Source organism: Plantibacter flavus, assembly GCF_051487245.1.
In the GTDB taxonomy this organism is placed as follows: Bacteria; Actinomycetota; Actinomycetes; order Actinomycetales; family Microbacteriaceae; genus Plantibacter; species Plantibacter flavus_B.
Genome location: NZ_JAHVDH010000006.1, coordinates 290,512 through 312,929 on the forward strand (window position 1 = coordinate 290,512; position 22,418 = coordinate 312,929).

The window sequence follows — 22,418 nt, forward strand, 5'->3', positions numbered from 1 at the left end:
CCCACCCCGGTCACGAACGGGGCGAGCGAGACCTTCGGCCCATCAGCGGCCGGAGCCTCGCCATGCGCGTTTCCGGTCGTGCCCGACCGAAAGCAGCCTCCGTGCCTCCTGCACTGCTCCGGAGAATCCTCCTCTGTCTCACGATCGCCGCTCCGGCCATCGCCTTCCGCATCACCGGCTTCGCGCCGAACCCCGTGCTCGACCTCGTCGTCTTCGGCGCGGCCGTCGTCGCGGCGTCCTTCGTGCTCGCCTGGGCGGCGGAGGCCGCCCAGAAGGACATCTCGGGCGCGCTCGCCATTGCGATCCTCGCCCTCATCGCCGTGCTCCCCGAGTACGCCGTCGACCTCTACTACGCGTTCCGCTCCGGCTCCGACCCCGCCTACGAGCAGTACGCCGCCGCGAACATGACCGGCTCGAACCGGCTCCTCCTCGGCTTCGGCTGGCCGCTCGTCGTGTTCGTCGCACTGTTCGTCGCGCGTCGGGCCGCGAAGGCCCGCAGAGCCTCGGGGAAGGCGCTCCCACGCGTCCTCCAGCTGCCCGGGAGCAGCCGTCTCGACATCGGCGTACTCGCCGTCGTCTCCGTCATCGCGTTCGCCATCCCGCTCATGGGCATGATCGCGCTGCCGTTCGGCATCCTCCTGATCCTCATCTTCGCGGCCTACCTCTGGCGGGCGGGCAAGGTTCCCGACGACGGCGGCGAGGAGGAGTTCGTCGGCGCAGCCGCACTCATCGCAGACCTCCCGACACGTCGACGCCGCATCACCGTCATCGCGATGTTCCTCGGTTCCGCCGCCATCATCCTGAGCTCGGCTGAGCCGTTCGCCGACGCCCTCGTGCAGTCGGGCGGCAGCCTCGGCATCGACAGCTATTTCCTCGTGCAGTGGCTCGCACCACTCGCCTCCGAGGCGCCCGAGTTCATCATCGCCGTGCTGTTCGCCCTCCGGGGCATGGGTGCCGCGGCGATCGGCACGCTCATCGCGTCGAAGATCAACCAGTGGACCCTCCTCGTCGGCTCGCTGCCCGTCGCCCACGCGTTCGGTGGTGGCGGGTTCGACCTCGCCCTCGACGCACGTCAGATCGAGGAGTTCGTGCTCACCGCCAGCCAGACGGTCATGGGCGTCGCGATCCTGGTGTCGCTCCGGTTCCACCGCTGGTCCGCGATCGCCCTCGTCGCCCTGTTCGCCGTGCAGTTCTTCGTCACCGACACGAGTGGTCGCTACGTGCTGAGCATCATCCACCTGGCGATCGCCGCCGTGGTGCTGTTCGTGCACCGCCGGGAGATCCTGCCGACGATCACCGCCCCGTTCCGCAGGTCCGCGGCCGCGGAAGCGGACTCCCCCGCCCTCGAGCCGGTGCGCTAGCCCCGCTCAACCGCCGAGTCGCCCGGATCGGCACGAAATCTCGCGATTCTCGTGCAGATTCGGGCGACTCGGCGAGCTGCTTGTGGAGAACTCCAACGGGCGCAGCGATGGCGCGGGCACAGTGAAGGGCATGCCCCATGAGCTCCCCGACGGACCATTCCTCGTCAGCGAAGGGCTGCTCGCCGGCATGACACCCGGGCAGCTGCGGAGTGCACGGCTGCCGAAACCTGGGCACGGCATCAGGACGGCGCGGCCGGCGGACTCGCTGGAGGAGGTGTGTCGAGCGTTCCTGCACCGACTCGGAGCCCACGCCTTCATCTGCGGACCGACGGCTGCGCTCCTCTGGGGTCTTCCGCTCCCCCGGCGCTTCGAAGACGCCGAGAGCCTGGACGTCGCGGTCGCAGCGCCCGCACGCGCACCGCACGCGCGAGGCTTGTCCGGCCGATCGGTCACCGTCGACCATCCGGACGACCTCGTCGATTTCGACGGCATGCGCATCACCTCGGCTGAACGGACATGGCTCGATCTCGCGGCTCGATTGTCGCTCGCCGACCTGGTGGCAGCCGGTGACCACCTCCTCCGCACGGAGGCATCGACGCGCGAGGCACTGATCGCAGCGGCCGAGCGATATCCGAGCCGACGCGGTCGGCGCACCGTCGCCGCAGCGCTCCCCCTGCTCGACGCCCGGGCCGAGTCACCGCCGGAGTCGCTCGTCCGAGTCGCCCTCCATCTCGGCCGGGTGACGGGCTTCGAACCGAACCAGGAGATCCGTGGGGCCGATGGCGCGTTCCTCGCTCGCGGCGATCTCGTCCATCGTCCGGCACGAGTCGTCGTCGAGTACCAGGGCGACTATCACCGGGTGGAGTCCGGGCGATGGCGGAAGGACCGCGCGCGGTCGAACCGACTGCGGGCTGCCGGGTGGACGGTCATCGAACTCACCGCCGACGACCTCGGTTCGCTCCGCTCCGTCGTCGCTCAGGTACGAGCGGCCATCACCCACTGAGTCGCCCGGAAACGCACCAAAATCAGCGATTTACTTGCCGATTCGGGCGACTCAGCGGCGTCAGGCGCGCAGGCGGACGTTCCCGAGGACGCGCGCACTCGTCGTCGCCACCGCGCGTCGTGACAGCAGCCGCGTGCCGAGCGCGGTGAGGTGGTTCGCCCGACCGGACACGACGCTCGGGCCGCCGTCCGCGCGATCGAGCGCCCGGAAGGCGGTGTCGATCACCTGCGCACTCGTCTGCTTCCGTCCGACCGACGCCTCCTCGGTGCCGACGACGTCGAAGAACTCCGTCGTCGTCGGTCCAGGGCTCACCGCGAGCACACGGAGTCCGGTCCCTCGAGCCTCGGCCCACAACGCCTCCGTGAAGCTGAGCACGAACGCCTTGGTCGCGCCGTAGACCGCCATGCCGGGCGTGGGCTGGTAGGCGGCGGTGCTCGCGACGGTCACGAGCGCACCCTCTCCGGCGAGGAGCTGGGGCATGAACGCTCGACTGAGTTCGACGAGCGTGCCGACGTTGAGCTGGATCTCACCGGTCATCCGGTCGGGATCCGCGGCGTCGAACGCTCCGTGACTGCCGAAGCCGGCGTTGTTCACGAGCGAGGTGATGCGGAGCCCTCGTCGTTCGACCTCCTCGTGCAGAGCGGCTGCAGCCCCGGCCACCCCGAGATCAGCAGGGATGACCGCGACATCGACACCGTGTGATGCGCGCAGCTCTGACGCCAACGCCTCCAAGCGATCGGCCCGGCGGGCGACGAGCACGAGGTTGGATCCGCGGCCCGCGAAGCGTCTGGCGAATTCGACGCCGAGCCCGGAGCTCGCGCCGGTGATGAGTGCGGTCCCGCCGCGGAGGTCGAGGGTCATGAGGCTTCCTTCGGATACAGATCATGAATGTTGTCAGTGTCATCATTGCGCGGAGCGAGAGTGTTGTCAATGTCAACTTCCCGATAGGATCGTCCCGTGCCCGATCAGCCCTACCACCACGGCGATCTCCGCCGCACCCTCCTCGAGGCAGCAGCGGAAAGCATCGAATCCGACGGCGTCGACGCCCTGTCACTCCGCCAGCTCGCGCGCGACGCCGGAGTCAGCCATGCCGCCCCGAGCAGGCACTTCCGCGACAAACAGGCCCTGCTCGACGCCCTCGCCGAGGACGGTTTCCGGCGCATGTCTGCAGCGCTCGACGCGGCGATCGACACCGACGCGACCACGGCGGATGCAGTCCGGGCCAGGTTCGACGCGCTCGCCCGCGCCTACGTCGGTTTCGCGCTCGCGCAGCCGACGCTGCTGTCCCTCATGTTCGGGCTGAAGCACGCACCGGACGCCCGCGACGAACTCCTGGCCGCAGGACACGCGTCGATGGAGATCACCCTGCGCGTCGTCGCCGCCGCTCAGGACGCCGGAGCGATCGCACCGGGCGACCCGCAGCACATCGCGCTGGTCGCGTTCGCCACCTTCCACGGGATCGCCACGCTCGCGTCCGGCGGCCTGCTCGACGGCGTTCCGTCGGACGAGCTGGTCAGCTCGGCGGTCGACGTGTTCTGGCGGGGCCTCCAGCCCTGACGCAGCCGCGCTGAGTCGCCCGGATATGCACCGAATTCACCGAACTCCGCGCGTTTCTGGGCGACTCAGCGGACGACAGGGCGTCAGCCCACGCCGTTGAGCACGGAGGACGCGAAGGCCGCAGCCCGCTCCCGAAGCGACACGATGCGCTCCTGCCGGGCCGCCTCGGCGTCGAAGCCGACGTACGCGAGCGGAGGGAGCTTCCGCACGTTCGCGGAGCAGCCGAAGTCGGCGCACACGAGCGTGCCGACGGTGTCGCCGTTCTTGCCTGCCTGCCCCGCACGCTTCGCGCTGTAGAACACGACGTCGTTGCTGAGCGTCACGTCCTGGCACCAGGTGCACTGCGGGCGAGCGCGCGCCGACGCGTCGGCCTGCCGCAGCAGGATGCCAACGGGTTCGCCGTCGACGATGGACACGACATAGGCACGACGCGGCATCTTCTTGTCGCGCCAGCCGAGGACGTCGCGGGTGTCCCAGTCGATCTCGCTGAAGTCGACAGGCAGGTTCACATCGCTCACCTCCTTGCGTGAGGCGTTGACGAAGGAGGCACGGATCTGGGATTCGGTCAGGGGGATCATGAGTTCACCGGTTTCGGCAGGGCCGTCTCATGGACGGCGAGAGCGGGCGCAGCGGACGGACGTCCTGCAGCGCTCGGATGATGCGCGGTCCCGTCCGTTCTGCGCTGCTGGAGCGCACGCCGACGGAACCGACGTCCTCGCCAAGCAGGCGAGGTGATCGACGGTCAGAACCGTTCTCTCGGGCCGGCGATGCAGACGCCGACGACCCCCAGACGGCCCGTGGGCCCAGTGATGAGTGCGAACACGGACGCCACTCTAGCAAGCGCGGCGGAGAACGCCACCCCTCACGGCGGTCACCGGCGAACCGCGTCAGGCGCGGTCGCGGGCAGCCACCGCAGCGGCGACGATCGCGGCGAAGCCGTCGAGTTCCGGTCGCCGCGCGGCGTCGTACGGGAAGGTGAGTGTGCCCGACACGTCCATCTTCACCGACATCCACGCGCGCTTCTCCGAGAAGGTGACGACGGGCGAGAACGCGAGGTGGAACCGGTTCGCGTCGGTGAAGCCGAAGACCTCGAGCACTCGGCCGTCGAAGGTCATGAGCACCGTGGGCGAGGCCCAGACCTCGACGAACCGTCCGGCGGGAGTCGGCTGCGGGGCTGAGGCGAACGGATCCGGCGACATGCGCACATGCTAGCCGCGCGAGGTGTCCGGCAGGCATCCCTGAGGTGCCCGAGAATGCACGATTCCGACGTGAAATCGAACGATTACGGGCGACTCAGCGTGCGGCAGGCCAGGATGGTCGCATGAGCCTCGACGTCGCCAGCCTCCGCACCGCGTTCCCCTCACTCGCCTCAGGCATCGCCCATTTCGACGGACCGGGCGGCACGCAGACACCGCTGGTGGTCGGGCAGGCCATCGCCCAGACGCTCACCGGTCCGCTCTCGAACCGCGGCACCCTGATCGCCTCCGAGCAGCATGCGGAGGACGCCGTCGCAGCGTTCCGCCGAGCGGCCGCAGACCTCCTCGGCGCAGATCCGCGCGGCATCGTGTACGGGCGGAGTGCCACGCAGCTGAGCTACGACTTCGCCAAGCACCTCTCACGCTCCTGGGGCCCTGGCGACGAGGTCGTCGTCACCCGCCTCGACCACGACTCGAACGTGCGCCCCTGGATCCAGGCCGCCGAACGCACCGGCGCGACGGTCCGCTGGATCGATCTCGACGTCGACACCGCCGAACTCGACCTGTCCACGCTCGACGAGGTCATCACCGAGCGCACCAGGCTCGTCGCCGTCACGGCCGCCTCGAACCTCCTCGGCACCATGCCGCCCGTGCGGACCGTCGCCGACCGCGCGCACGCCGTCGGCGCCCTCGTGTACGTCGACGGCGTGCACTACACCGCGCATCAGGTGGTCGACATCGCGGCTCTCGGCGCCGACTTCTTCGCCTGCTCGCCGTACAAGTTCCTCGGCCCGCACTGCGGTGTGCTGGCGGCCTCCCCGGAACTGCTGGAGTCGATCCATCCCGACAAGCTCCTGCCGTCGACGAACGTCGTGCCCGAGCGCTTCGAGTTCGGCACGCTGCCCTACGAGATCATGGCCGGAGTCACCGCGGCCATCGACTTCCTGGCGGCGATCGACCCGGGCGACGCGACCATCCGACGTGAGCGACTCATCGCCTCGGCAGCGTCGGTGCACGAGCGTGAGCTCGCCGTGCGCACCCGCATCGAGGCGGAGCTGGCCGCACTCGGCGACGACGTCGTGGTGCACTCTCGCGCGGCGAACCGCACGGCGACACTGTTCCTCACCTTCCCCGGGCGTTCCTCCGCCGCCGCGTGCGCGATGCTCGCCGAGCGCGACGTCCTCGCCCCGTCCGGTTCGTTCTACGCGATCGAACCCTTCACCGCCCTCGCCCTCGTGGATGACGCCGGTCTCCGGGTCGGTCTCGCGCCGTACACCTCCGACGACGACGTCGAGCGCCTGCTCGCCGGCCTCCGCGAGTTCGTCACGGGCTGACCGCCCGACGTCCCCGGTCGTTCTCATCGGGCGAGAACACCGGTGGCGACCAACGCTGGCCCGTCGCACGCTGTACACGTCACCCGACCAGTAGCGCCTCGACGAGGAGGAACCCGTGAAAGCAGTGCGACTGCACCGGTACGAAGAGCAGCCGAGCATCGACGAGGTGGCGGAGCCCACCATCACCGGCCCATGGGACGTCATCGTCGACGTCGGCGCCGCAGGCGTCTGCCGCACCGATCTGCACATCATCGAGGGCCAGTGGGAGCCGATCCAGCACCCCTCACTCCCCTACATCCTCGGGCACGAGAACGCCGGATGGGTGCGCGAGGTCGGCAGCGCCGTTCACAACGTGTCCATCGGCGACACGGTCATCATGCACCCGCTCACGAGTTGCGGCCTCTGCCCCGCGTGCCGTGTCGGGCAGGACTCGCACTGCGAGAACGCCACCTTCCCCGGCATCAACGTGAACGGGGGCATGGCGCAGCAGCTCCTGACCAACGCTCGTGCGGTCGTGAAACTCGACACCACACTGCAGCCGAAGGACGTCGCGGCGCTCGCCGACGCCGGGCTGACCGCGTACCATGCGGTCCGGAAAGCGGCCGATGTGCTGTTCCCCGGGACCCACGCCGTCGTCATCGGTGCGGGCGGACTCGGCCACATCGGCATCCAGGCGCTCGCCGCGATCACGAGTGCGACGATCACCGTTGTCGATCGCAGCGAGCAGGCCCTCGAACTCGCCGCCCGCCTCGGCGCGCACCACACGGTGCTGTCGACGAGTGACGAGGATGTCGAACGCCAGGTGCTGGAGATCACCGGCGGTGGCGCGCACGTCGTGTTCGATTACGTCGGCGAACGCGGAGCCGAGCGGCTCGCGCCGAAACTGTTGCGGAACCGCGGTTCGCACTACGTCATCGGCTACGGCGGACAGATCGAGATCCCGACGATCGACATCATCTCGCGCGAGATCAACGTCGTCGGCAACCTCGTCGGAACCTACAATGACCTCGTCGAGCTCATGACCCTCACTGCGCAGGGCCGTGTGACGCTGCACACCTCGACCTACCCGCTCGACGCCGCACTCGACGCCCTCGCCGACCTCGACGCCGGCCGTCTCATCGGCCGCGGCATCCTCGTCCCCTGAGCCGCCACGAGCGCAGCACCGGGAGCATCGAAGCACGGCACCACCAGCCCCACCGGTTCCACCCCACCCGAGCAAAGGAGCTCAGTCATGGCATTCCCCGCCAAATACCCGCAGCTGAACGAGACGGCTCTGACGGAGGAAGCACGCAGTGTGCTCATCCGCGTGATCCGGGTCGCGTTCCCCCACCCGAACTTCCCCGACGGCCCGTACGAGCGCACCGCCGACACGATCCTGCAGGCGGCCGCCGAGTCGACCTGGTTCCGCGTCGCGCTCACCCAGGGACTGCTCACGCTCAGCCACCTCGCCGGTGGCGATTTCCGCGAACTCGACGAGGAAGCGGCCACGAAAGTGCTGCGCCGCATCGAGTCGACGGAGTTCTTCGGCTTCATTCGACGCACCACCGTCCTGAACCTGTACGACGCCCCGGATGTCTGGGAGGCGCTCGGGTACGAGGGCCCCTCGTTCGACAAGGGCGGGTACGTGAACCGTGGGTTCGATGATCTCGACTGGCTGCCCGCTGCCCGCATCGACACCTACGACGGCCCTGAACGGCTCGTCGAGATCGCCGAGGACGTCCCACTCTCCCGCGTGCGCGGCGCGGAGCCGCACGCCGAACGTGACACCAGCAACCAGCCGGGCGAACGCGCGGCCGCACTCGCGGAGGTGCGCAAGTGACCGCCATCGCGCACGACGAGGAAGCGATCGTCATCATCGGTTCCGGCGCGGGTGGCGGCACACTCGCCTACGAGCTCACGGCGAAGGGCATACCCGTCGTCGTGATCGAGGCCGGCCCGTACCTCACGAACGCCGACTATGAGAACGACGAGTGGGCGGCCTTCAATCAGATGGCCTGGCTCGACCCGCGCACCACCTCGGGTTCATGGCGGGTGGCCCGTGACTTCCCGAACCTGCCCGCGTGGATCGTGAAAGCCGTCGGGGGGACGACCACCCATTGGTCGGGCGCAACGCCGCGGTTCAAGGCCCACGAGTTCGCAGCCCGCAGCACCTACGGGCGCATCGACGGGGCGAACCTGCTCGACTGGCCGATCACGCTCGCCGAGCTCGAGCCGTACTACGACCGTGCAGAGATCGCCATGGGATCCACGCACGTACACGGCCGCAAGCCGCTCCCGGCGAACAACAACTACACCGTGTTCGCGAACGGTGCCGAACGCGTCGGCTACCACTTCTACGCCACCGGTCCGTACGCCACGAACGCCGAGGAGTACGACGGCCGCCCGGCCTCCGTCCAGGACGGCTTCAACTTCCAGGGCGACAAGAACGGCTCCAAGTGGTCGACGATGGTGCGCGAGATCCCCCGCGCGGAGGCGACCGGCCTGCTCGACCTCCGCCCCGAGTCGCACGTCGTGCAGATCACGCACGACGCCGAGGGGCGCGCCGACGCTGTGCTCTACCTCGACAAGGAGGGCAACCTGCAACGCCAGTCCGCCAAGCTGGTCGCCGTCGCCGGCAACTCCATCGAGACGGCGCGCCTCCTCCTGCTCTCCGGCAGTCCGATGTTCCCCGACGGTCTCGCGAACTCCTCTGGTCAGGTGGGCCGCAACTACATGCGGCACACGACCGGTTCCGTCTACGCCCGCTTCGACGACCCGGTGCGGATGTACCGCGGCGAGACGATGGCGGGCGTGATCGCCGACGAGTCGAAGCACGACCCCGACCGCGGGTTCGCCGGAGGCTACTACCTGGAGACCATCTCCCTGGGGCCCGCGTTCCTCGCGAGTTTCGTCGACCCCGGTGCTTGGGGTCGCTCCTTCACCGAGATCCTCGAGGCCTATGCGAACACCGCCGGACTGTGGATCGTCGGGGAGGACATGCCGCAGGAGAGCAACCGCATCACGCTCAACACCTCGCTCTCCGACAAGTTCGGGTTGCCGGTGCCGAACGTGCACTTCGACGACCACGCCAACGACGTCGCCATGCGTGATCACGGCTACCGCCGGGCCGAACTCCTCTACGAGGCCGTGGGCTCCGTCGGTTCCCACCGCACACCGCCGTATCCGTCGACCCACAACCTCGGCACCGCGCGAATGAGCGAGAAGCCTCAGGACGGCGTCGTCGACAAGTGGGGCAGGACCCACGACGTCCCCAACCTGTTCATCAGCGACGGCTCGGTGTTCACCACCGGCGCAGCCGCGAACCCGACACTCACGATCGTCGCCCTCGCCATCCGGCAGGCCGAGTACATCGCCGAACAGCTGCGCACGGGAGGTATCTGAGCACACGGACCACCACGACCGCACGGACCGCACCACCCACGAATCGAACGGACAAGGAGTCCACCCATGAGCACCACCACGAGCACTGCGAACCCCTACGAGCAGATCGCGCACGTCCCCTCGTTCACGGTCACGTCCACCGACGTCGCCGACGGTGAGCAACTCCCGACACCCCAGGTCAGCGGGATCTTCGGTGCCGGCGGGACCGACACCAGCCCGCAGCTGAGCTGGAGCGGGTTCCCCGCTGAGACGAAGAGCTTCGTCGTCACCGTGTACGACCCCGACGCGCCCACCGCCGCGGGATTCTGGCACTGGGCCGTCGTCGACATCCCGGCGTCCGTCACCGAACTCGCCGCCGGCGCGGGCGACGACAGCGGCTCCGGTCTGCCCCAAGGCGCCTGGCAGGCGAAGAACGATGCGAGTCTCGCCCGCTACCTCGGCGCAGCCCCGCCCGCCGGCAGCGGCAAGCACCAGTACTTCATCGCCGTGCACGCCGTCGACGTGGAGTCCCTCGGTCTGGATCACGGCGCGACCCCGTCGTTCATCGGCTTCAACCTGTCCGGCCACACCCTCGCCCGCGCGGTCATCGCACCGTGGTGGGAAGCGGTCTGAGACGGTCTGAAGAGACCAGGAGGAAGATCATGTCGAACACGCAGACACCGGTGCCGGTCAGGACCGTCATCAGCCCAGGACGTTACGTCCAGGGCGCCGGGGCCATCACCCGACTCGGGGAGTTCCTCGCTCCCATCGGCAGCACGCCACTCATCGTCTCGGACGACGTGGTGTGGGGGTTCGTCGGGCACGACGTCGAGGCGTCGCTGCAGGCCGCGGACCTCACCGTCGTCCGGGAGAAGTTCAACGGCATCCCGTCATCGCGCGAGATCGACCGCCTCGTCGAAGTCATCCGGGCGGCCGGAGCGGACGTGGTCGTCGCGGTCGGCGGAGGGAGCACGATCGACGCAGTCAAAGCGGCCGGCTACCTCGCGGGTGTCCGCTGGGTGACTGTTCCGTCCGTCGCCTCCACCGACGCGCCGACCTCCGCACTGGCCGTCGTGTACACCGAGGATGGTGAGTTCGAGGAGTACCGCTTCTTCCCTCGGAACCCCGACCTCGTGCTCGTCGACTCGCAGCTGGTCGCCAACGCACCGGCCGCGTTCCTCGCAGCGGGTGTCGGTGACGCTCTCGCCACCTGGTTGGAGGCGCGCGCGACCCAGCGGTCGAACTCACTGACCATGGCTGGCGGGCTGCCCACCCAGACCGGCACGGCCTTGGCTCGGCTCAGTTGGGACGTCCTGTGGGAGAACGCCCTGCCTGCCCTCGACGCGGTGCGCGATCACCTCGTGACCCCCGCGGTCGACAAGGTCATCGAAGCGAACACGCTCCTCTCGGGGCTCGGTTTCGAGTCGGGAGGCCTGGCAGCGGCGCACGCGGTCCACAACGGCCTCACCGTCTCGGCGGCGACCCACGGGCTGGCGCACGGTCAGAAGGTGAACATCGGTTCGATCACCCAGTTGGTGCTCGAGGGGGCTCCGACCTCGGACATCCGCGACTTCATCGAGTTCACCACGCGTGTCGGGCTACCGACGACGCTCACCGAGGTGGGCTTGCGCGCCGACGACACGGAGTCGCTGCTGGCGATCGCCGAGGCCGCGACGGTGCCGGGCGAGACGATCCACAGCATGCCCTTCGAGGTGCGCGCGGCGGACGTCGCATCGGCTCTCGCCTCGATCGAGCGGTTCGCCCGTCGCGTGCGGAGCGAGGCAGGACTCCCCGCCCCGGAGCCGTACCACGCGCACTGACGGATGAACGATGACGGGCCGACCTCCCGCGGGAGGTCGGCCCGTCATCGTTCATCCGTTCAGCGGCGCAGTTGGCCGGAGCGATAGTAGTTGCTCACGTGGTTCGCGGTGTCGCGCAGCTGATGCTCGAGTCGGCGCTCGCGGTCCGGCGAGATTTCGCCGCTCGGTGCGCTGATCGCCACTGCACCGACCAACTGGCCCGCCCCGTTTCGCACCCCGATCGCCGCGCACGTCATGTCGGGCACGAACTCCGCGTGCTCCCAGGCGATACCGCGATTGCCGACCTCGGCGAGATGGTCGTCGAGCTCGGCGCGATCGGTGATCGTCGATGCCGTCAACCTCGGCATGCCGTGGACCGCGAGGTACTGGTCAAGCTGTTCTGCGCTCATGCCCGCCAGCAGTGTCTTGCCGAACGCGGTCGCATGCGCGGCCTCATGGAATCCGAAGTTCAGCGGGGTGAGCCGCCGATGACGCGGGCTGTCGACGACATAGGCGACCACGACGTCGGCACCCCGGTACACGGCGAAGTACCCGGCCGTCTGCGCCGTGTCGTGCAGCCGGGCGATCTCGGCGCGCACGGGCGTCGGCACTCCGACCTGGCGGTGGAGCGAGACGCCGAGCCGGTCGAGCTTGTAGCCGAGCTCGAAGCGGCGGTCGTCCTTCAGGTGCACGAGGTAGTCGCTCTGCACAAGCGCCTGCATGAGCCGGTAGACGGTCGGCAACGGATAGCCGAGCGCGAGTGAGACCTCCTTCGCCGATGCCCCACCGCGCTCGGCGACGATCTCAAGGATCGAGAGGGTCTTCTCCACCGTCTGTACCCCCGACTCACGGGTCTTGACGGGTGATCCCGCGGCGAGAACTGACGAATCGACACTGTTTCGCATGCACTCGATTGTCCCGTGACGGAGGACGCCGGGCAACACCCTTCTCACCGCGCGAGAACTCGCCGCGTGGCTGAGTCCCGCGCACTCGTCCGACTCAGTGCTCCTGACCGGAGGCGAACATCTTTCCGTGGGGGTCGAGCGTGGTGAGGAGCGCTGAGGAGATCTCCCCCAGCTGGGCGACCTGCTCCGGGGTGAGGGCGTCGAGGACGAGCGAGCGGACGTTCTCGACGTGGCCGGGAGCCGCCTGGACGACCTTCGCCCAGCCCGCCTCGGTGAGGGAGACGTTGGTGGCCCGGCGATCCTCAGCACACGGCGAACGGGCGATGTAGCCCTCGTTCTCGAGGCGGGTGAGCACCCGGGAGAGCCGCGGGAGCGTCGCGTTCGTGCGCGCGGCGAGCGCCGAGGTCCGCAGGACTCGGTCGGGGGCCTCCGACAGCATCGCCAGGGTGAAGTAGTCGAAGTGCGTGAGGTGCTCGTCACGCGTGAGCTGGAGGTCGAGCGCCGCCGGCAGGAGTTCGAGGACGGCGGCGAAGCGCACCCATGCGACCTGTTCGTCGTCACTCAACCATCGCGTCTCCGTCATGACCCCAGCCTAGCGATACTTGCCGATACAACTAACCCGAACGGGTAGCCTCGAAGCGTGACCGACGACCGCAGCGCCCACTCGCAGACGCTCTCACGCGGCATCCGCATGCTCGAGGTCCTCGCCGACGCCCGCGCCCCGCTCACGATCGACGAGCTGAGCGTCGCGCTCGGCCTGCACCGCAGTGTCGCCTACCGCCTCCTCCGCACCCTCGAGGACCACCGTCTCGTCGTCCGCGACGCCTCCGGACGCATCGTCCTCGGCTCCCGTCTCGCTGCCCTGGCGGCCGGTGTCTCACACGATCTGCAGGCTGCGGCGCTTCCGGAGCTGACAGCGGTCGCGAACGAACTCGGCACCACCTGCTTCCTCGCGGTGCTCGACGGCGAGGAGATCGTGACGCTCGTCAGTGTGGAACCGCGCCACACGATCGGCTCGGTCGCCCAACGCCCGGGAACCCGTCACCCCGTGGGCATCGGAGCCCCTGGTAAGGCCATCGCCTCACGCCTGCCGGAATCGCAGTGGCCGGACACCCTCGACGACGCCCACCGGGTCGAGCTCGCCGAGGTGCGCGCGAGGGGTTGGGCATCGAGCCACGACGAGGTCATCACGGGGCTTCGCGCGGTCGCCGTGCCGCTCGTGACGACCGCTGCCGCGCAGGGGGCCGCACTCGCGGTCGTCTACGTGTCGAGCACGGTACCCGAGGCGGAGATCGCCGCGCGCCTCGCGAGCGGTGCCGCGGCGATCGTCTCCCAGCTCTAGCGCGCGTCGGCCCCCGTGTCGGCACCGGGCGAGGCCGGCCCGAACTCCGCTTCCCCGAGGGTCTCGTCGGCGTCCGCCGCGCCGTGCCCGATGCGCGCGTAGACCTCGGGTCGGGTCCGCCGGAGGCGCAGCCCCCACAGCACGCCGACGAGACCGGGCACGATGACGAGCGCCGGGAGCACGACGGTCGTCGCGTCCGGTTCCACCTGCCCGAGGAGGACCGGGAAGTTCACGATGATGAGCGCGAACACCCCGAGCAGCAGCACACCGGACAGGATCGGCGCGACGAGCCGTGATCCGATGCCGACACCGCGTGCGTCGCGACGGAAGTATCCGACGACCGCGGCCGAGACGATCGCCATGAGCAGCACGAGGCCGAAGGCGCCGGCGTTCGTCAGCCAGGTGAAGAGCGTCAGCACGGCGAACGGCCCGTTCTCGGGGTTCCAGCCGAGCTCGCCGATCGCGAAGCCGATGACGACGATCACCGCGACGACGCTCTGGAACAGCGATCCCGCCCATGGTGCGCCGGAGCGCTCCCGGACCGCCGCGAGCCTCGCGGGCAGCACGCCCTCGCGTCCGAGGGAGAACGCATACCGGGCGACGGCGTTGTGGAAGGACACCAGCGCTGCGAACAGGCTCGTGATGAAGAGGATCGACATGAGGTCGACCCACAGCGTGCCGAGGTGTTCGGCGACGAAACCGAAGAACAGCGGTGGGCCGGCGATGTCTGGGGTGATGCCGTTCGGGTCGGTGATGGTGTCGACACCGACCGCGAGGGCGAGCGCCCAGGCGGAGATCGCGTAGAACACCCCGATGACGGCGACGGCGAGGAAGGTCGCCCGTGGGATGGTGCGGCGCGGGTCCTTCGACTCCTCGCCGTAGATCGCCGCCCCCTCGAAGCCCATGAAGGCGGCCACGCCGAAGGCGAGCACCGCTCCGACGCCGGGTACGAACAGTGCGGCAGGCGACACGGGTTCGGCGGAGAAGCCCTCGGCGCCCTGGGTGAACGCGACGACGTCGAACACGATCACGACGAGGAACTCGGCGGCGACGAGCACTCCGAGCACCTTCGCCGACAGGTCGACGCGGTTCACCCCCATCCAGCCGACGATGACGATCCCGACGAGCACACCGACCCACCACGGGATCTGGGCGCCGGTCTTCTCGGCGATGAAGGTCGACACCTGGAACCCGAACATGCCCCAGATCCCCACCTGCATCATGTTGTAGGCGACGAGCGCGAGCACGGAGGCACCGACGCCGGCCGGCCGGCCGATGCCCTGCGCGACGTAGGCGTAGAAGGCACCGGCGTTCGTGATGAAGCGGCTCATCGCGGCGTAGCCGATCGCGAAGACCGCGAGGATCGCGGCGAGCAGCAGGAAGCCGACCGGGACGCCGGCGACGTGCGTGACGGAGAAGGTCGACGTGACCCCACCCGCGATGACGGTGAGCGGCGCGGAGGCCGCGACGATGAGGAAGGCGACGGCGAGGACACCGAGTCTGCGTCGGCCTGAGGCCGGGGCCACCGGGGTGGCGGTGCGAGCTGTGCTGGTCATGTCTCTCCTTCGAAACGATGCCCGACCGCGCTTCGGGGCGCGATGGTGACGGGACGATTCTGCCCATCGACGCCGCCCGGCACTGTTCCGTCCGTGCACGAACCTTGACTGCGCGGGAACCGTACACGCACCGTCAAGCCGCACGCACTGCGGGTCAACCGCCACCGCCGGCTGCCCGCGCATACTGGTCGGACGGTACCCATCGACGACGAGGACGACCATGCACCACGAGCACGCCGACCACCACGGGCACGCGCACGACCCGAGCGCGCACGAGCACGAGTCGCTGCACACCCACGGCGCCCGCGTCATCACCCCGTCAGACGTCCGGCATCCGCTCGATCCTCTGGTCGAGTCGGAGATCGCCGACGCCGCGCGCATCCTCACCGACGCCGGTCTCCTCGGTGGCACGGCACGGGTCGCGCAGTTGCTGCCGGTCGAACCCGACAAGTCGTTCCTCGCGGCGTGGTCCCCGGGCGTCCCGTTCGACCGCAGTGTCGTCGTCACCCTCCTCGACACGGCGAGCGGTGAGGCGGCGGAGGCCGTCGTCTCGGTCACGGACGGGACGGTCGTCGAGCACCGCAGGCTCGCCACCGATCAGCCGCCCTACGGGCAGCCCCAGTACCTCTTCGAGGAGTACGACCGTGCGGCCGAGATCGTGAAGGCTTCGGCCGAGTGGCAGGCCGCCATGCGTCGTCGCGGGCTCGAGGATCGCATGGCCCTCGCGTTCTGCGCGCCGCTCGCACCGGGATTCTTCGGTCGGGCGGACGAGGTCGGCCGCCGCATCATCCGTTCGCTCACCTTCCTGCGCGACCACGAGCAGGACAGCCCGTGGGCCCACCCGGTCGAGGGTCTCATCGTCCACATCGACCTCACGCTGGGACGGGTGATCCGCATCGAGGACGACGGCGACGTGCCCGTCCCGGCGGGCCACGGCAACTACGGACTCGAGGCGCAGGGGCCCGCCCGCACGACCCTGAAACCGATCGAGATCACGCAGCCGGAGGGGCCGAGTTTCAGCGTCGACGGGGCGCTCGTCGAGTGGCAGGGCTGGTCGTTCCGGGTCGGCTTCAACGCCCGCGAGGGTCTCGTGCTGAACTCGGTGACCTTCCGCGACGGTGAGGAGGAGCGCCAGGTGCTGCACCGCGCGAGCGTGCCGGAGATGGTCGTGCCCTACGGGGACACGACCCCGACGCGCTTCTGGATCAGCTACTTCGACGCCGGCGAATACCTCCTCGGGAAGAACGCCAACAGTCTCGCCCTCGGGTGCGACTGCCTGGGCGTCATCCAGTACTTCGACGGGTTCGTCGCGGACGACCACGGCAACCCCGTGCGCATCCCGCAGGTGGTCTGCATGCACGAGGAGGACTTCGGCGTGCTGTGGAAGCACACTGAGCCCGGCACCCGCGGCGAGGTGCGACGGAGTCGGCGGCTGGTGATCAGCTACTTCGCGACGATCGGCAACTACGACTACGGCTTCTTCTGGTACTTCTTCCCCGACGGCACGATCCAGGTGGAGGCGAAGGCGACCGGGATCGTGTTCGCGGGCGCCGGCCTCCCCGGTGCCGCGAACCCGCACGCCCCCGAGATCGCCCCCGGCCTGTTCGCGCCCGTGCACCAGCACCTGTTCTGCGCCCGTCTCGACGTCGCGATCGACGGCGAGGACAACACGCTGCACGAGGTCGACGTCGTGGGTGTCCCGACCGGCGAGCGGAACCCGTACGGGAACGCCTTCACCTGGGAGAGCCGACAGCTCACCCGTGAGTCCGAGGCCGCACGCCTCGCAGACCCTGCCGCGTCCCGCGTCTGGGAGGTCGCGAGTGCCCACCGGACGAACCGGGTGGGCAAGCCGACCGCGTACCACCTCATCCCCGAGGGCCGGTCGGTGCTCATGGCGCAGCCGGACTCCTCGGTGTTCGCGCGGGCGACGTTCGCGAGCAGGCACCTCTGGGGCACCGCGTTCGATCCGGCCGAGCGTTTCCCGGCGGGTGACTACCCGAACGCGCACCAGGGCGGTGGCGGACTCCCCACGTGGACCGCGGCGGACCGCGACCTCGACGGCACCGACCTCGTGCTCTGGCACGTGTTCGGCCCGACGCACGTGCCGCGCCCGGAGGACTGGCCGATCATGCCCGTCGACGTCTCGGGCTTCGTGTTCAAGCCATACGGCTTCTTCGATGAGAACCCGGCCATGGACCTCCCCGACGGGGCCGCCGCCGAGGACCACTGCGCGCATTGACCGACGCCCGTGCGCGCCGTCCGCCACGACGTGCACGGGCCGACAAGACGCGAGCGCGGGCGGTCAACGGCGACGTCGGCAGCACTCGTAGCGTGGGATGCGACGCAGCGGTCACCCGGGCGGCTCCGTCGACTGGAGGACCCATGACCACCTACGAGAGCCTGCTCGCCGCCGTCACCACCGACGGTGACGGACGCGAGGTACTCGACCCCGCGACCGGCGAACGCATCGGCACGGCACCCGTCGTCGACACGGCCGCCGTCGGTGACGCCGTCGCCCGCGCCGCTGCCGCCCAGCCCGCGTGGGCCGCACTCGGCCATGCGGAACGGAGTGCACTGCTCCATCGCGCGGCGGACGCGGTCGAGGCGTCGAGCGAGGCCCTGGCCGAGATCCTGTCACGCGAGCAGGGCAAGCCGCTCAACGGCCCGAACGCCCGCTTCGAGGTCGGTGCGTGCGCGGCGTGGCTCCGCGTCACCGCCGACACACCGACGCCGACGCAGGTGGTCGTCGACGACGGCACCGACTTCGCCGAACTGCACTACCGGCCGATCGGCGTCGTCGGTGCGATCACGCCGTGGAACTGGCCCATGATGATCGCGATCTGGCAGCTCGCCCCGGCGCTCCGCATGGGCAACACGGTCGTCGCGAAACCCAGCCAGTACACGCTGCTGTCGGGCCTCGCACTCGTCGAGGTGCTGAACACCGTCCTCCCCGCCGACGTCCTCATCGCCGTGCCCGGCAGCGGTGAGCTCGGCGCAGCGCTCGTCACCGACCCCGCGGTCGGCAAGATCATGTTCACGGGTTCCACCGCCACCGGCAAGAAGATCATCGAGGCCTCCGCCGGCAACGTCACCCGGCTCACGCTCGAACTCGGCGGCAACGACGCGGGCATCGTCCTGCCGGACGTCGATCCGAAGGCGATCGCCGAGCAGCTGTTCTGGGGTGCGTTCATCAACACCGGCCAGACGTGCGCCGCCTTGAAACGCCTCTACGTGCACGACGACGTGTACGACGCGGTCTGCGAAGCGCTCGTCGACGTCGCCGGCGCGATGCCGATGGGCGTCGGGCTCGACGAGGCGAACGTCCTCGGGCCGCTGCAGAACGCCATGCAGTTCGACGTCGTCGACCGACTCGTGGAAGCCGCGAAGGCTTCCGGCGCACGGGTCCTCCTCGGCGGCGACCCCGAGCGCACGCAGCCCGGTCACTTCTACCCGGCCACGCTCGTCGCCGACATCGACCCGGCCAACGCGCTCGTCGTCGAGGAGCAGTTCGGTCCGGCGCTGCCGATCATCCGCTACTCCGACCTCGACGACGCGATCGCACTCGCGAACGGACTCGACGTCGGCCTCGGAGCGTCGGTGTGGTCGGCCGACCGCGACCGGGCCCGCGAGGTCGCTGCACGCATCCAGGCCGGCACGGTGTGGATCAACTCGCACGGCGGCGTGCACCCGATGATCCCGTTCGGCGGGGTGAAGCAGTCCGGCTACGGTCTCGAGTTCGGCGCGGAGGGTCTCAAGGCCGTCGCCGTCCCCCAGGTCGTCAACGGCTAGAGCCTCGGCGGCAGCCGGCCACCGCCCGACACCGACACCGGCCCCGCAGCGCTGCTGCGGGGCCGGTGAGGTGCGAGCGTCAGACGCGTGAGCCGTAGATCTGCCCGCGCCCCTGCTGCTCCTCCGCGTCGCCACCGAGCGGGATGCCCGTGCGGTCGCGCAGCAGCAGCGTGGCGGCGAACGCGATGACGATCATGCCCGCGATGTAGAAGGCGACGCTCGTCGCAGAGCCGGTCGCCTGCACGAGCCACGTCGCGATGGTCGGCGCGAACGCCCCACCGAGGATCGCACCGATCGCGTAGGTCACCGAGACGCCGGTGTACCGGATGGACGCGGGGAACAGCTCGGCGAAGTACGCCGCCTGCGGCCCGTAGGTGAAGCCGTTGCCGACGGTGAACAGCGCGAGGCCGAGGAACAACAGCCAGGGGTTGCCCGTGTTCACGAGCGGGAACAGCGCGAAGACCGTCAGCAGGAACGCGACCCAGCCGATGATGTACGTGTTGCGGCGGCCGATGCGGTCGGAGAGCGAACCGGCGAACCAGGTGACGATCAACCACACGACCGCGGAACCCGTCACCGCCAGCAGCACGGGTGTGCGCTCCATCCCGACGAGCCCGCCGTCGGCGATCGGGGTCGTCGCGTAGTTCTGGATGTATCCGCCGGTGGTCATGTACCCGGCGGCGTTGTTGCCGGCGAAGGTGAGCGCGGCGAGCAGCACGAGCAGCCAGTGGCGGCGGAACAGATCGACGATCGGCACGCGCTTGCGCTCCTTGTTGCGGGCGAGCGCGACGAACACAGGACTCTCGTCCACCTTCCGGCGCACCACGTACCCCACGATGATGAGCACGAAGCTCAGCAGGAACGGTACCCGCCATCCCCACTCGAGGAACGCGTCGCCGGGAGAGATCACCCCGGTCATGAGCGCGAGCATGCCCGAGGCGAGCAGCAGTCCGATCGGCACGCCGATCTGCGGGAACGCGCCGAAGCGGCCTCGGCGACCGGTCGGGGCGTGCTCCACGGCCATGAGCACCGCGCCGCCCCATTCACCGCCGGTCGAGAGCCCCTGCAGGATGCGGAGGAAGACGAGCAGTGCCGGCGCGAGGACGCCGATCTGGTCGTAGGTGGGCAGCAGTCCGATGAGCGTCGTCGCGGCACCCATCAGGAAGAGCGTGATGACGAGCATCTTCTTGCGCCCGATGCGGTCACCGAAGTGTCCGGCGACGAAGGCACCGAGTGGGCGGAACAGGAAGCTCACACCGACGGTCGCGAACGACAGCAGGAGTGCGGCCTGAGGACCCGCGGGTTGGAAGAAGAGCTGCGAGAACACGAGGCCGGCGGCGCTCGCGTAGAGGAAGAAGTCGTACCACTCGACCGTCGTCCCGATGACGGTGGCGAAGGCCACCCGTCTGAGTTCTGCGGGTGTGGTGGCCCGCGCCAGTGAAGCCGTTGTCATGTTCGAGACCCCTTTGTCCGTCGCGGCCCGTCATCGGACCGCCAGAATGTACATCACATCGTATACAATCGTTGGACAGGCGCAAGAGGCAGTCGACGGCGACGCACCGTATCGTGATCGCCAGAAGCCTTGCCCCAGCAGACGAGGACGTGATGCGATGCAGGACCACGAACGGCGATCGATCGCCGACGAACTGGCCGAGGCCCACGAGCGACGGACCATCATCCCGCGCCTCACGGCCCGCCACCCCGGGATGACCGTCGAGGACTCGTACGCGATCCAGGCGCTCTGGGCCGAGCGCAGGATCGCCGCCGGCCACCGCGTGGTCGGCCACAAGATCGGCCTCACGTCGAAGGCGATGCAGCAGGCGACCGGCATCACCGAACCCGACTACGGCGTCATCTTCGACGACCAGGTCTTCGAGTCGGGCGCGACGCTCGACTTCGACGCCTACTCCAACGTCCGCATCGAGGTCGAGCTGGCCTTCGTGCTCGGCCGACCACTGCAAGGCCCGAACTGTTCGATCTTCGAGGTCCTCGACGCGACCGACTACGTCGTCCCAGCCCTCGAAGTCCTGAACTCGCACATCGAACTGGAGGGTCGCACGATCGTCGACACGATCTCCGACAACGCCGCACTCGGCGCGATGATCCTCGGCGGCACCCCCGTGCGCCCCGACGCGATCGACCCACGCTGGGTGTCGGCGCTCCTCTACAGGAACCAGACCATCGAGGAGTCGGGCGTCGCCGGCGCCGTCCTCGGCCACCCGGCCCTCGGTGTCGCCTGGCTCGCGGGCAAGCTCGCACAGCACGGCGGCAGTCTGGCCGCCGGTGAGATCATCCTCGCGGGTTCGTTCACGAGACCGATGTGGGTCGAGCGCGGCGACACCGTGCACGCCGAGTACCAGGGACTGGGGGCCGTGACATGCCGATTCGAATGAGCCTGCCGCCGACCTTCGGCGAGCGACTGCGCACCGCCGAGCGAGGGCTCGTCGGGATGTGGGTCGTCTCCGGCAGTCCGGTCGCAGCGGAGATCGCCGCGGGCAGCGGGCTCGACCTGCTGCTGATCGACGGCGAGCACTCGGCCAACTCGCTCAGCAGCATCCAGATGCAGTTGCAGGTGGCGGCAGCCTTCCCGGTGTGCCCGCTCGTGCGTGTCCCGTTCGGTGACCCGGTGATCATCAAGCAGGTGCTCGACCTGGGGGCGCAGAACCTCATCGTGCCGATGGTCGAGTCGGCAGAGCAGGCCGCTGCGCTCGTGCGCGCTGTCCGCTATCCGCCTGCGGGCGTGCGGGGCGTCGGGAGTGCGCTCGCTCGGGCGTCACGCTGGAACCGGGTCGACGACTACGTCACCGGCGCCTCCGACACGGTGTCGCTCACGGTGCAGATCGAGTCGGCGAGCGCGGTGGAGCATGCGGCGGAGATCGTCGCGGTCGACGGGGTGGACGCGGTCTTCGTCGGGCCGGCGGATCTCGCCGCCTCACTGGGCATCCTCGGGCAGCAGGGGCATCCCGAAGTGATCGCAGCCGTGGAGCGAGTCCTCGCCGCTGCGCAGGCGGCCGGGAAGCCGGCGGGCGTGAACGCCTTCGACCCGGCCACCGCGGACCGCTACCTCGCGGCCGGCGCCGCATTCGTCCTCGTGGGTGCTGACGTCTCGCTGCTGGCGCGCGCCTCGGAGGCGCTCGCGGACCGGTTCATCGACCGCGCGCAGGAGTCCGGACGCGGGGACGGATACTGACCCTTCCGCATCATCGCCACATCGTA

The 22,418-nt window shown here is 69.4% G+C and carries 21 protein-coding genes; 14 read left to right on the forward strand and 7 right to left on the reverse strand.

Annotation, left to right across the window (positions count from 1 at the left end; genetic code table 11):
* Window positions 1-101 precede the first annotated feature (101 nt).
* Window positions 102-1,361 carry a sodium:proton exchanger gene (locus KXS11_RS16825; RefSeq protein WP_437386793.1) on the forward strand — a complete coding sequence of 420 codons (1,260 nt, stop codon included), beginning with the start codon at window positions 102-104 and terminating at the stop codon, window positions 1,359-1,361.
* A 130-nt stretch (window positions 1,362-1,491) separates the two neighbouring features.
* Window positions 1,492-2,364: an endonuclease domain-containing protein gene (locus KXS11_RS16830; RefSeq protein ID WP_437386795.1), complete on the forward strand. Its 873-nt coding sequence runs from the start codon at window positions 1,492-1,494 to the stop codon at window positions 2,362-2,364.
* Window positions 2,365-2,424: 60 nt separating this feature from the next.
* On the opposite strand, the gene KXS11_RS16835 is transcribed toward KXS11_RS16830, so the two are convergent.
* On the reverse strand, window positions 2,425-3,225 hold the full coding sequence (locus KXS11_RS16835) for an SDR family NAD(P)-dependent oxidoreductase (protein WP_437386797.1): 801 nt from the start codon (window positions 3,223-3,225) through the stop codon (window positions 2,425-2,427).
* A 96-nt stretch (window positions 3,226-3,321) separates the two neighbouring features.
* Here KXS11_RS16835 and KXS11_RS16840 point away from each other — a divergent pair, with 96 nt between their 5' ends.
* Complete coding sequence (locus tag KXS11_RS16840) at window positions 3,322-3,921, forward strand: TetR/AcrR family transcriptional regulator (protein WP_437386798.1); 600 nt, start codon at window positions 3,322-3,324, stop codon at window positions 3,919-3,921.
* A gap of 83 nt (window positions 3,922-4,004) precedes the next feature.
* Here KXS11_RS16840 and KXS11_RS16845 read toward each other — a convergent pair whose 3' ends face one another.
* Window positions 4,005-4,499 (reverse strand): FBP domain-containing protein, encoded by a 495-nt coding sequence (locus tag KXS11_RS16845; RefSeq protein ID WP_437386799.1) that lies wholly within the window; start codon window positions 4,497-4,499, stop codon window positions 4,005-4,007.
* A gap of 309 nt (window positions 4,500-4,808) precedes the next feature.
* Entirely contained in the window at window positions 4,809-5,120 is a 312-nt protein-coding gene (locus tag KXS11_RS16850) for a hypothetical protein (protein WP_437386800.1), read from the reverse strand.
* Window positions 5,121-5,242: 122 nt separating this feature from the next.
* Between KXS11_RS16850 and KXS11_RS16855 the strand changes: the two genes are divergently transcribed.
* The 6 genes from KXS11_RS16855 to KXS11_RS16880 all read left to right on the forward strand — a co-directional run bounded on the left by KXS11_RS16855 (window position 5,243) and on the right by KXS11_RS16880 (window position 11,631).
* On the forward strand, window positions 5,243-6,451 hold the full coding sequence (locus KXS11_RS16855) for a cysteine desulfurase-like protein (protein ID WP_437386801.1): 1,209 nt from the start codon (window positions 5,243-5,245) through the stop codon (window positions 6,449-6,451).
* 115 nt (window positions 6,452-6,566) lie between these two features.
* On the forward strand, window positions 6,567-7,595 hold the full coding sequence (locus KXS11_RS16860; protein WP_437386803.1) for an NAD(P)-dependent alcohol dehydrogenase: 1,029 nt from the start codon (window positions 6,567-6,569) through the stop codon (window positions 7,593-7,595).
* Window positions 7,596-7,682: 87 nt separating this feature from the next.
* A complete protein-coding gene (locus KXS11_RS16865) occupies window positions 7,683-8,270 on the forward strand; it encodes a hypothetical protein (protein WP_437386804.1) in 588 nt (195 codons plus the stop codon).
* Window positions 8,267-9,832: a GMC family oxidoreductase gene (locus KXS11_RS16870; RefSeq protein WP_437386805.1), complete on the forward strand. Its 1,566-nt coding sequence runs from the start codon at window positions 8,267-8,269 to the stop codon at window positions 9,830-9,832. Before KXS11_RS16865 ends, KXS11_RS16870 begins: the two co-directional genes overlap by 4 nt.
* A gap of 66 nt (window positions 9,833-9,898) precedes the next feature.
* Entirely contained in the window at window positions 9,899-10,444 is a 546-nt protein-coding gene (locus KXS11_RS16875) for a YbhB/YbcL family Raf kinase inhibitor-like protein (RefSeq protein WP_437386806.1), read from the forward strand.
* A 29-nt stretch (window positions 10,445-10,473) separates the two neighbouring features.
* Window positions 10,474-11,631, forward strand: a complete 1,158-nt coding sequence (locus KXS11_RS16880; protein WP_437386807.1) for a glycerol dehydrogenase — start codon at window positions 10,474-10,476, stop codon at window positions 11,629-11,631.
* 59 nt (window positions 11,632-11,690) lie between these two features.
* Here the strand turns inward: KXS11_RS16880 and KXS11_RS16885 are convergent, their stop codons facing one another.
* Together KXS11_RS16885 and KXS11_RS16890 are read right to left on the reverse strand one after the other, a co-directional pair.
* Window positions 11,691-12,515 (reverse strand): IclR family transcriptional regulator, encoded by an 825-nt coding sequence (locus tag KXS11_RS16885; protein ID WP_437386808.1) that lies wholly within the window; start codon window positions 12,513-12,515, stop codon window positions 11,691-11,693.
* Between the two features lie 94 nt (window positions 12,516-12,609).
* On the reverse strand, window positions 12,610-13,098 hold the full coding sequence (locus tag KXS11_RS16890; RefSeq protein WP_437386810.1) for a MarR family winged helix-turn-helix transcriptional regulator: 489 nt from the start codon (window positions 13,096-13,098) through the stop codon (window positions 12,610-12,612).
* Between the two features lie 57 nt (window positions 13,099-13,155).
* On the opposite strand from KXS11_RS16890, the gene KXS11_RS16895 reads away from it, so the two are divergent.
* Window positions 13,156-13,857 (forward strand): IclR family transcriptional regulator, encoded by a 702-nt coding sequence (locus KXS11_RS16895; protein WP_437386811.1) that lies wholly within the window; start codon window positions 13,156-13,158, stop codon window positions 13,855-13,857.
* Here the strand turns inward: KXS11_RS16895 and KXS11_RS16900 are convergent.
* Window positions 13,854-15,413, reverse strand: coding sequence for an APC family permease (locus tag KXS11_RS16900; protein WP_437386812.1), 1,560 nt, complete (start codon window positions 15,411-15,413; stop codon window positions 13,854-13,856). The genes KXS11_RS16895 and KXS11_RS16900 overlap by 4 nt on opposite strands.
* 220 nt (window positions 15,414-15,633) lie before the next feature.
* Here KXS11_RS16900 and KXS11_RS16905 point away from each other — a divergent pair, with 220 nt between their 5' ends.
* Both KXS11_RS16905 and KXS11_RS16910 read left to right on the forward strand, forming a co-directional pair.
* Entirely contained in the window at window positions 15,634-17,652 is a 2,019-nt protein-coding gene (locus KXS11_RS16905; RefSeq protein WP_437386813.1) for a primary-amine oxidase, read from the forward strand.
* A gap of 143 nt (window positions 17,653-17,795) precedes the next feature.
* Window positions 17,796-19,202 carry an aldehyde dehydrogenase family protein gene (locus KXS11_RS16910; protein WP_437386815.1) on the forward strand — a complete coding sequence of 469 codons (1,407 nt, stop codon included), beginning with the start codon at window positions 17,796-17,798 and terminating at the stop codon, window positions 19,200-19,202.
* Between the two features lie 79 nt (window positions 19,203-19,281).
* On the opposite strand, the gene KXS11_RS16915 is transcribed toward KXS11_RS16910, so the two are convergent.
* Window positions 19,282-20,655, reverse strand: coding sequence for an MFS transporter (locus KXS11_RS16915; protein WP_437386817.1), 1,374 nt, complete (start codon window positions 20,653-20,655; stop codon window positions 19,282-19,284).
* Between the two features lie 157 nt (window positions 20,656-20,812).
* Between KXS11_RS16915 and KXS11_RS16920 the strand changes: the two genes are divergently transcribed.
* Together KXS11_RS16920 and KXS11_RS16925 are read left to right on the forward strand one after the other, a co-directional pair.
* Window positions 20,813-21,595, forward strand: a complete 783-nt coding sequence (locus KXS11_RS16920; RefSeq protein ID WP_437386818.1) for a 2-keto-4-pentenoate hydratase — start codon at window positions 20,813-20,815, stop codon at window positions 21,593-21,595.
* Window positions 21,580-22,392: an HpcH/HpaI aldolase family protein gene (locus tag KXS11_RS16925; protein WP_437386820.1), complete on the forward strand. Its 813-nt coding sequence runs from the start codon at window positions 21,580-21,582 to the stop codon at window positions 22,390-22,392. The genes KXS11_RS16920 and KXS11_RS16925 overlap by 16 nt, the downstream gene beginning before the upstream one ends.
* Window positions 22,393-22,418: the final 26 nt, after the last annotated feature.

Coding starts and splice junctions, on each gene's coding strand:
- KXS11_RS16835 (WP_437386797.1), bottom strand. CDS start 3,225: ATGACCCTCGACCTCCGCGGCGGGACCGCACTCATCACCGGCGCGAGC.
- KXS11_RS16855 (WP_437386801.1), top strand. CDS start 5,243: ATGAGCCTCGACGTCGCCAGCCTCCGCACCGCGTTCCCCTCACTCGCC.
- KXS11_RS16925 (WP_437386820.1), top strand. CDS start 21,580: ATGCCGATTCGAATGAGCCTGCCGCCGACCTTCGGCGAGCGACTGCGC.
- KXS11_RS16915 (WP_437386817.1), bottom strand. CDS start 20,655: ATGACAACGGCTTCACTGGCGCGGGCCACCACACCCGCAGAACTCAGA.
- KXS11_RS16845 (WP_437386799.1), bottom strand. CDS start 4,499: ATGATCCCCCTGACCGAATCCCAGATCCGTGCCTCCTTCGTCAACGCC.
- KXS11_RS16830 (WP_437386795.1), top strand. CDS start 1,492: ATGCCCCATGAGCTCCCCGACGGACCATTCCTCGTCAGCGAAGGGCTG.
- KXS11_RS16910 (WP_437386815.1), top strand. CDS start 17,796: ATGACCACCTACGAGAGCCTGCTCGCCGCCGTCACCACCGACGGTGAC.
- KXS11_RS16900 (WP_437386812.1), bottom strand. CDS start 15,413: ATGACCAGCACAGCTCGCACCGCCACCCCGGTGGCCCCGGCCTCAGGC.
- KXS11_RS16880 (WP_437386807.1), top strand. CDS start 10,474: ATGTCGAACACGCAGACACCGGTGCCGGTCAGGACCGTCATCAGCCCA.
- KXS11_RS16905 (WP_437386813.1), top strand. CDS start 15,634: ATGCACCACGAGCACGCCGACCACCACGGGCACGCGCACGACCCGAGC.
- KXS11_RS16850 (WP_437386800.1), bottom strand. CDS start 5,120: ATGTCGCCGGATCCGTTCGCCTCAGCCCCGCAGCCGACTCCCGCCGGA.
- KXS11_RS16920 (WP_437386818.1), top strand. CDS start 20,813: ATGCAGGACCACGAACGGCGATCGATCGCCGACGAACTGGCCGAGGCC.
- KXS11_RS16890 (WP_437386810.1), bottom strand. CDS start 13,098: ATGACGGAGACGCGATGGTTGAGTGACGACGAACAGGTCGCATGGGTG.
- KXS11_RS16875 (WP_437386806.1), top strand. CDS start 9,899: ATGAGCACCACCACGAGCACTGCGAACCCCTACGAGCAGATCGCGCAC.
- KXS11_RS16885 (WP_437386808.1), bottom strand. CDS start 12,515: ATGCGAAACAGTGTCGATTCGTCAGTTCTCGCCGCGGGATCACCCGTC.
- KXS11_RS16865 (WP_437386804.1), top strand. CDS start 7,683: ATGGCATTCCCCGCCAAATACCCGCAGCTGAACGAGACGGCTCTGACG.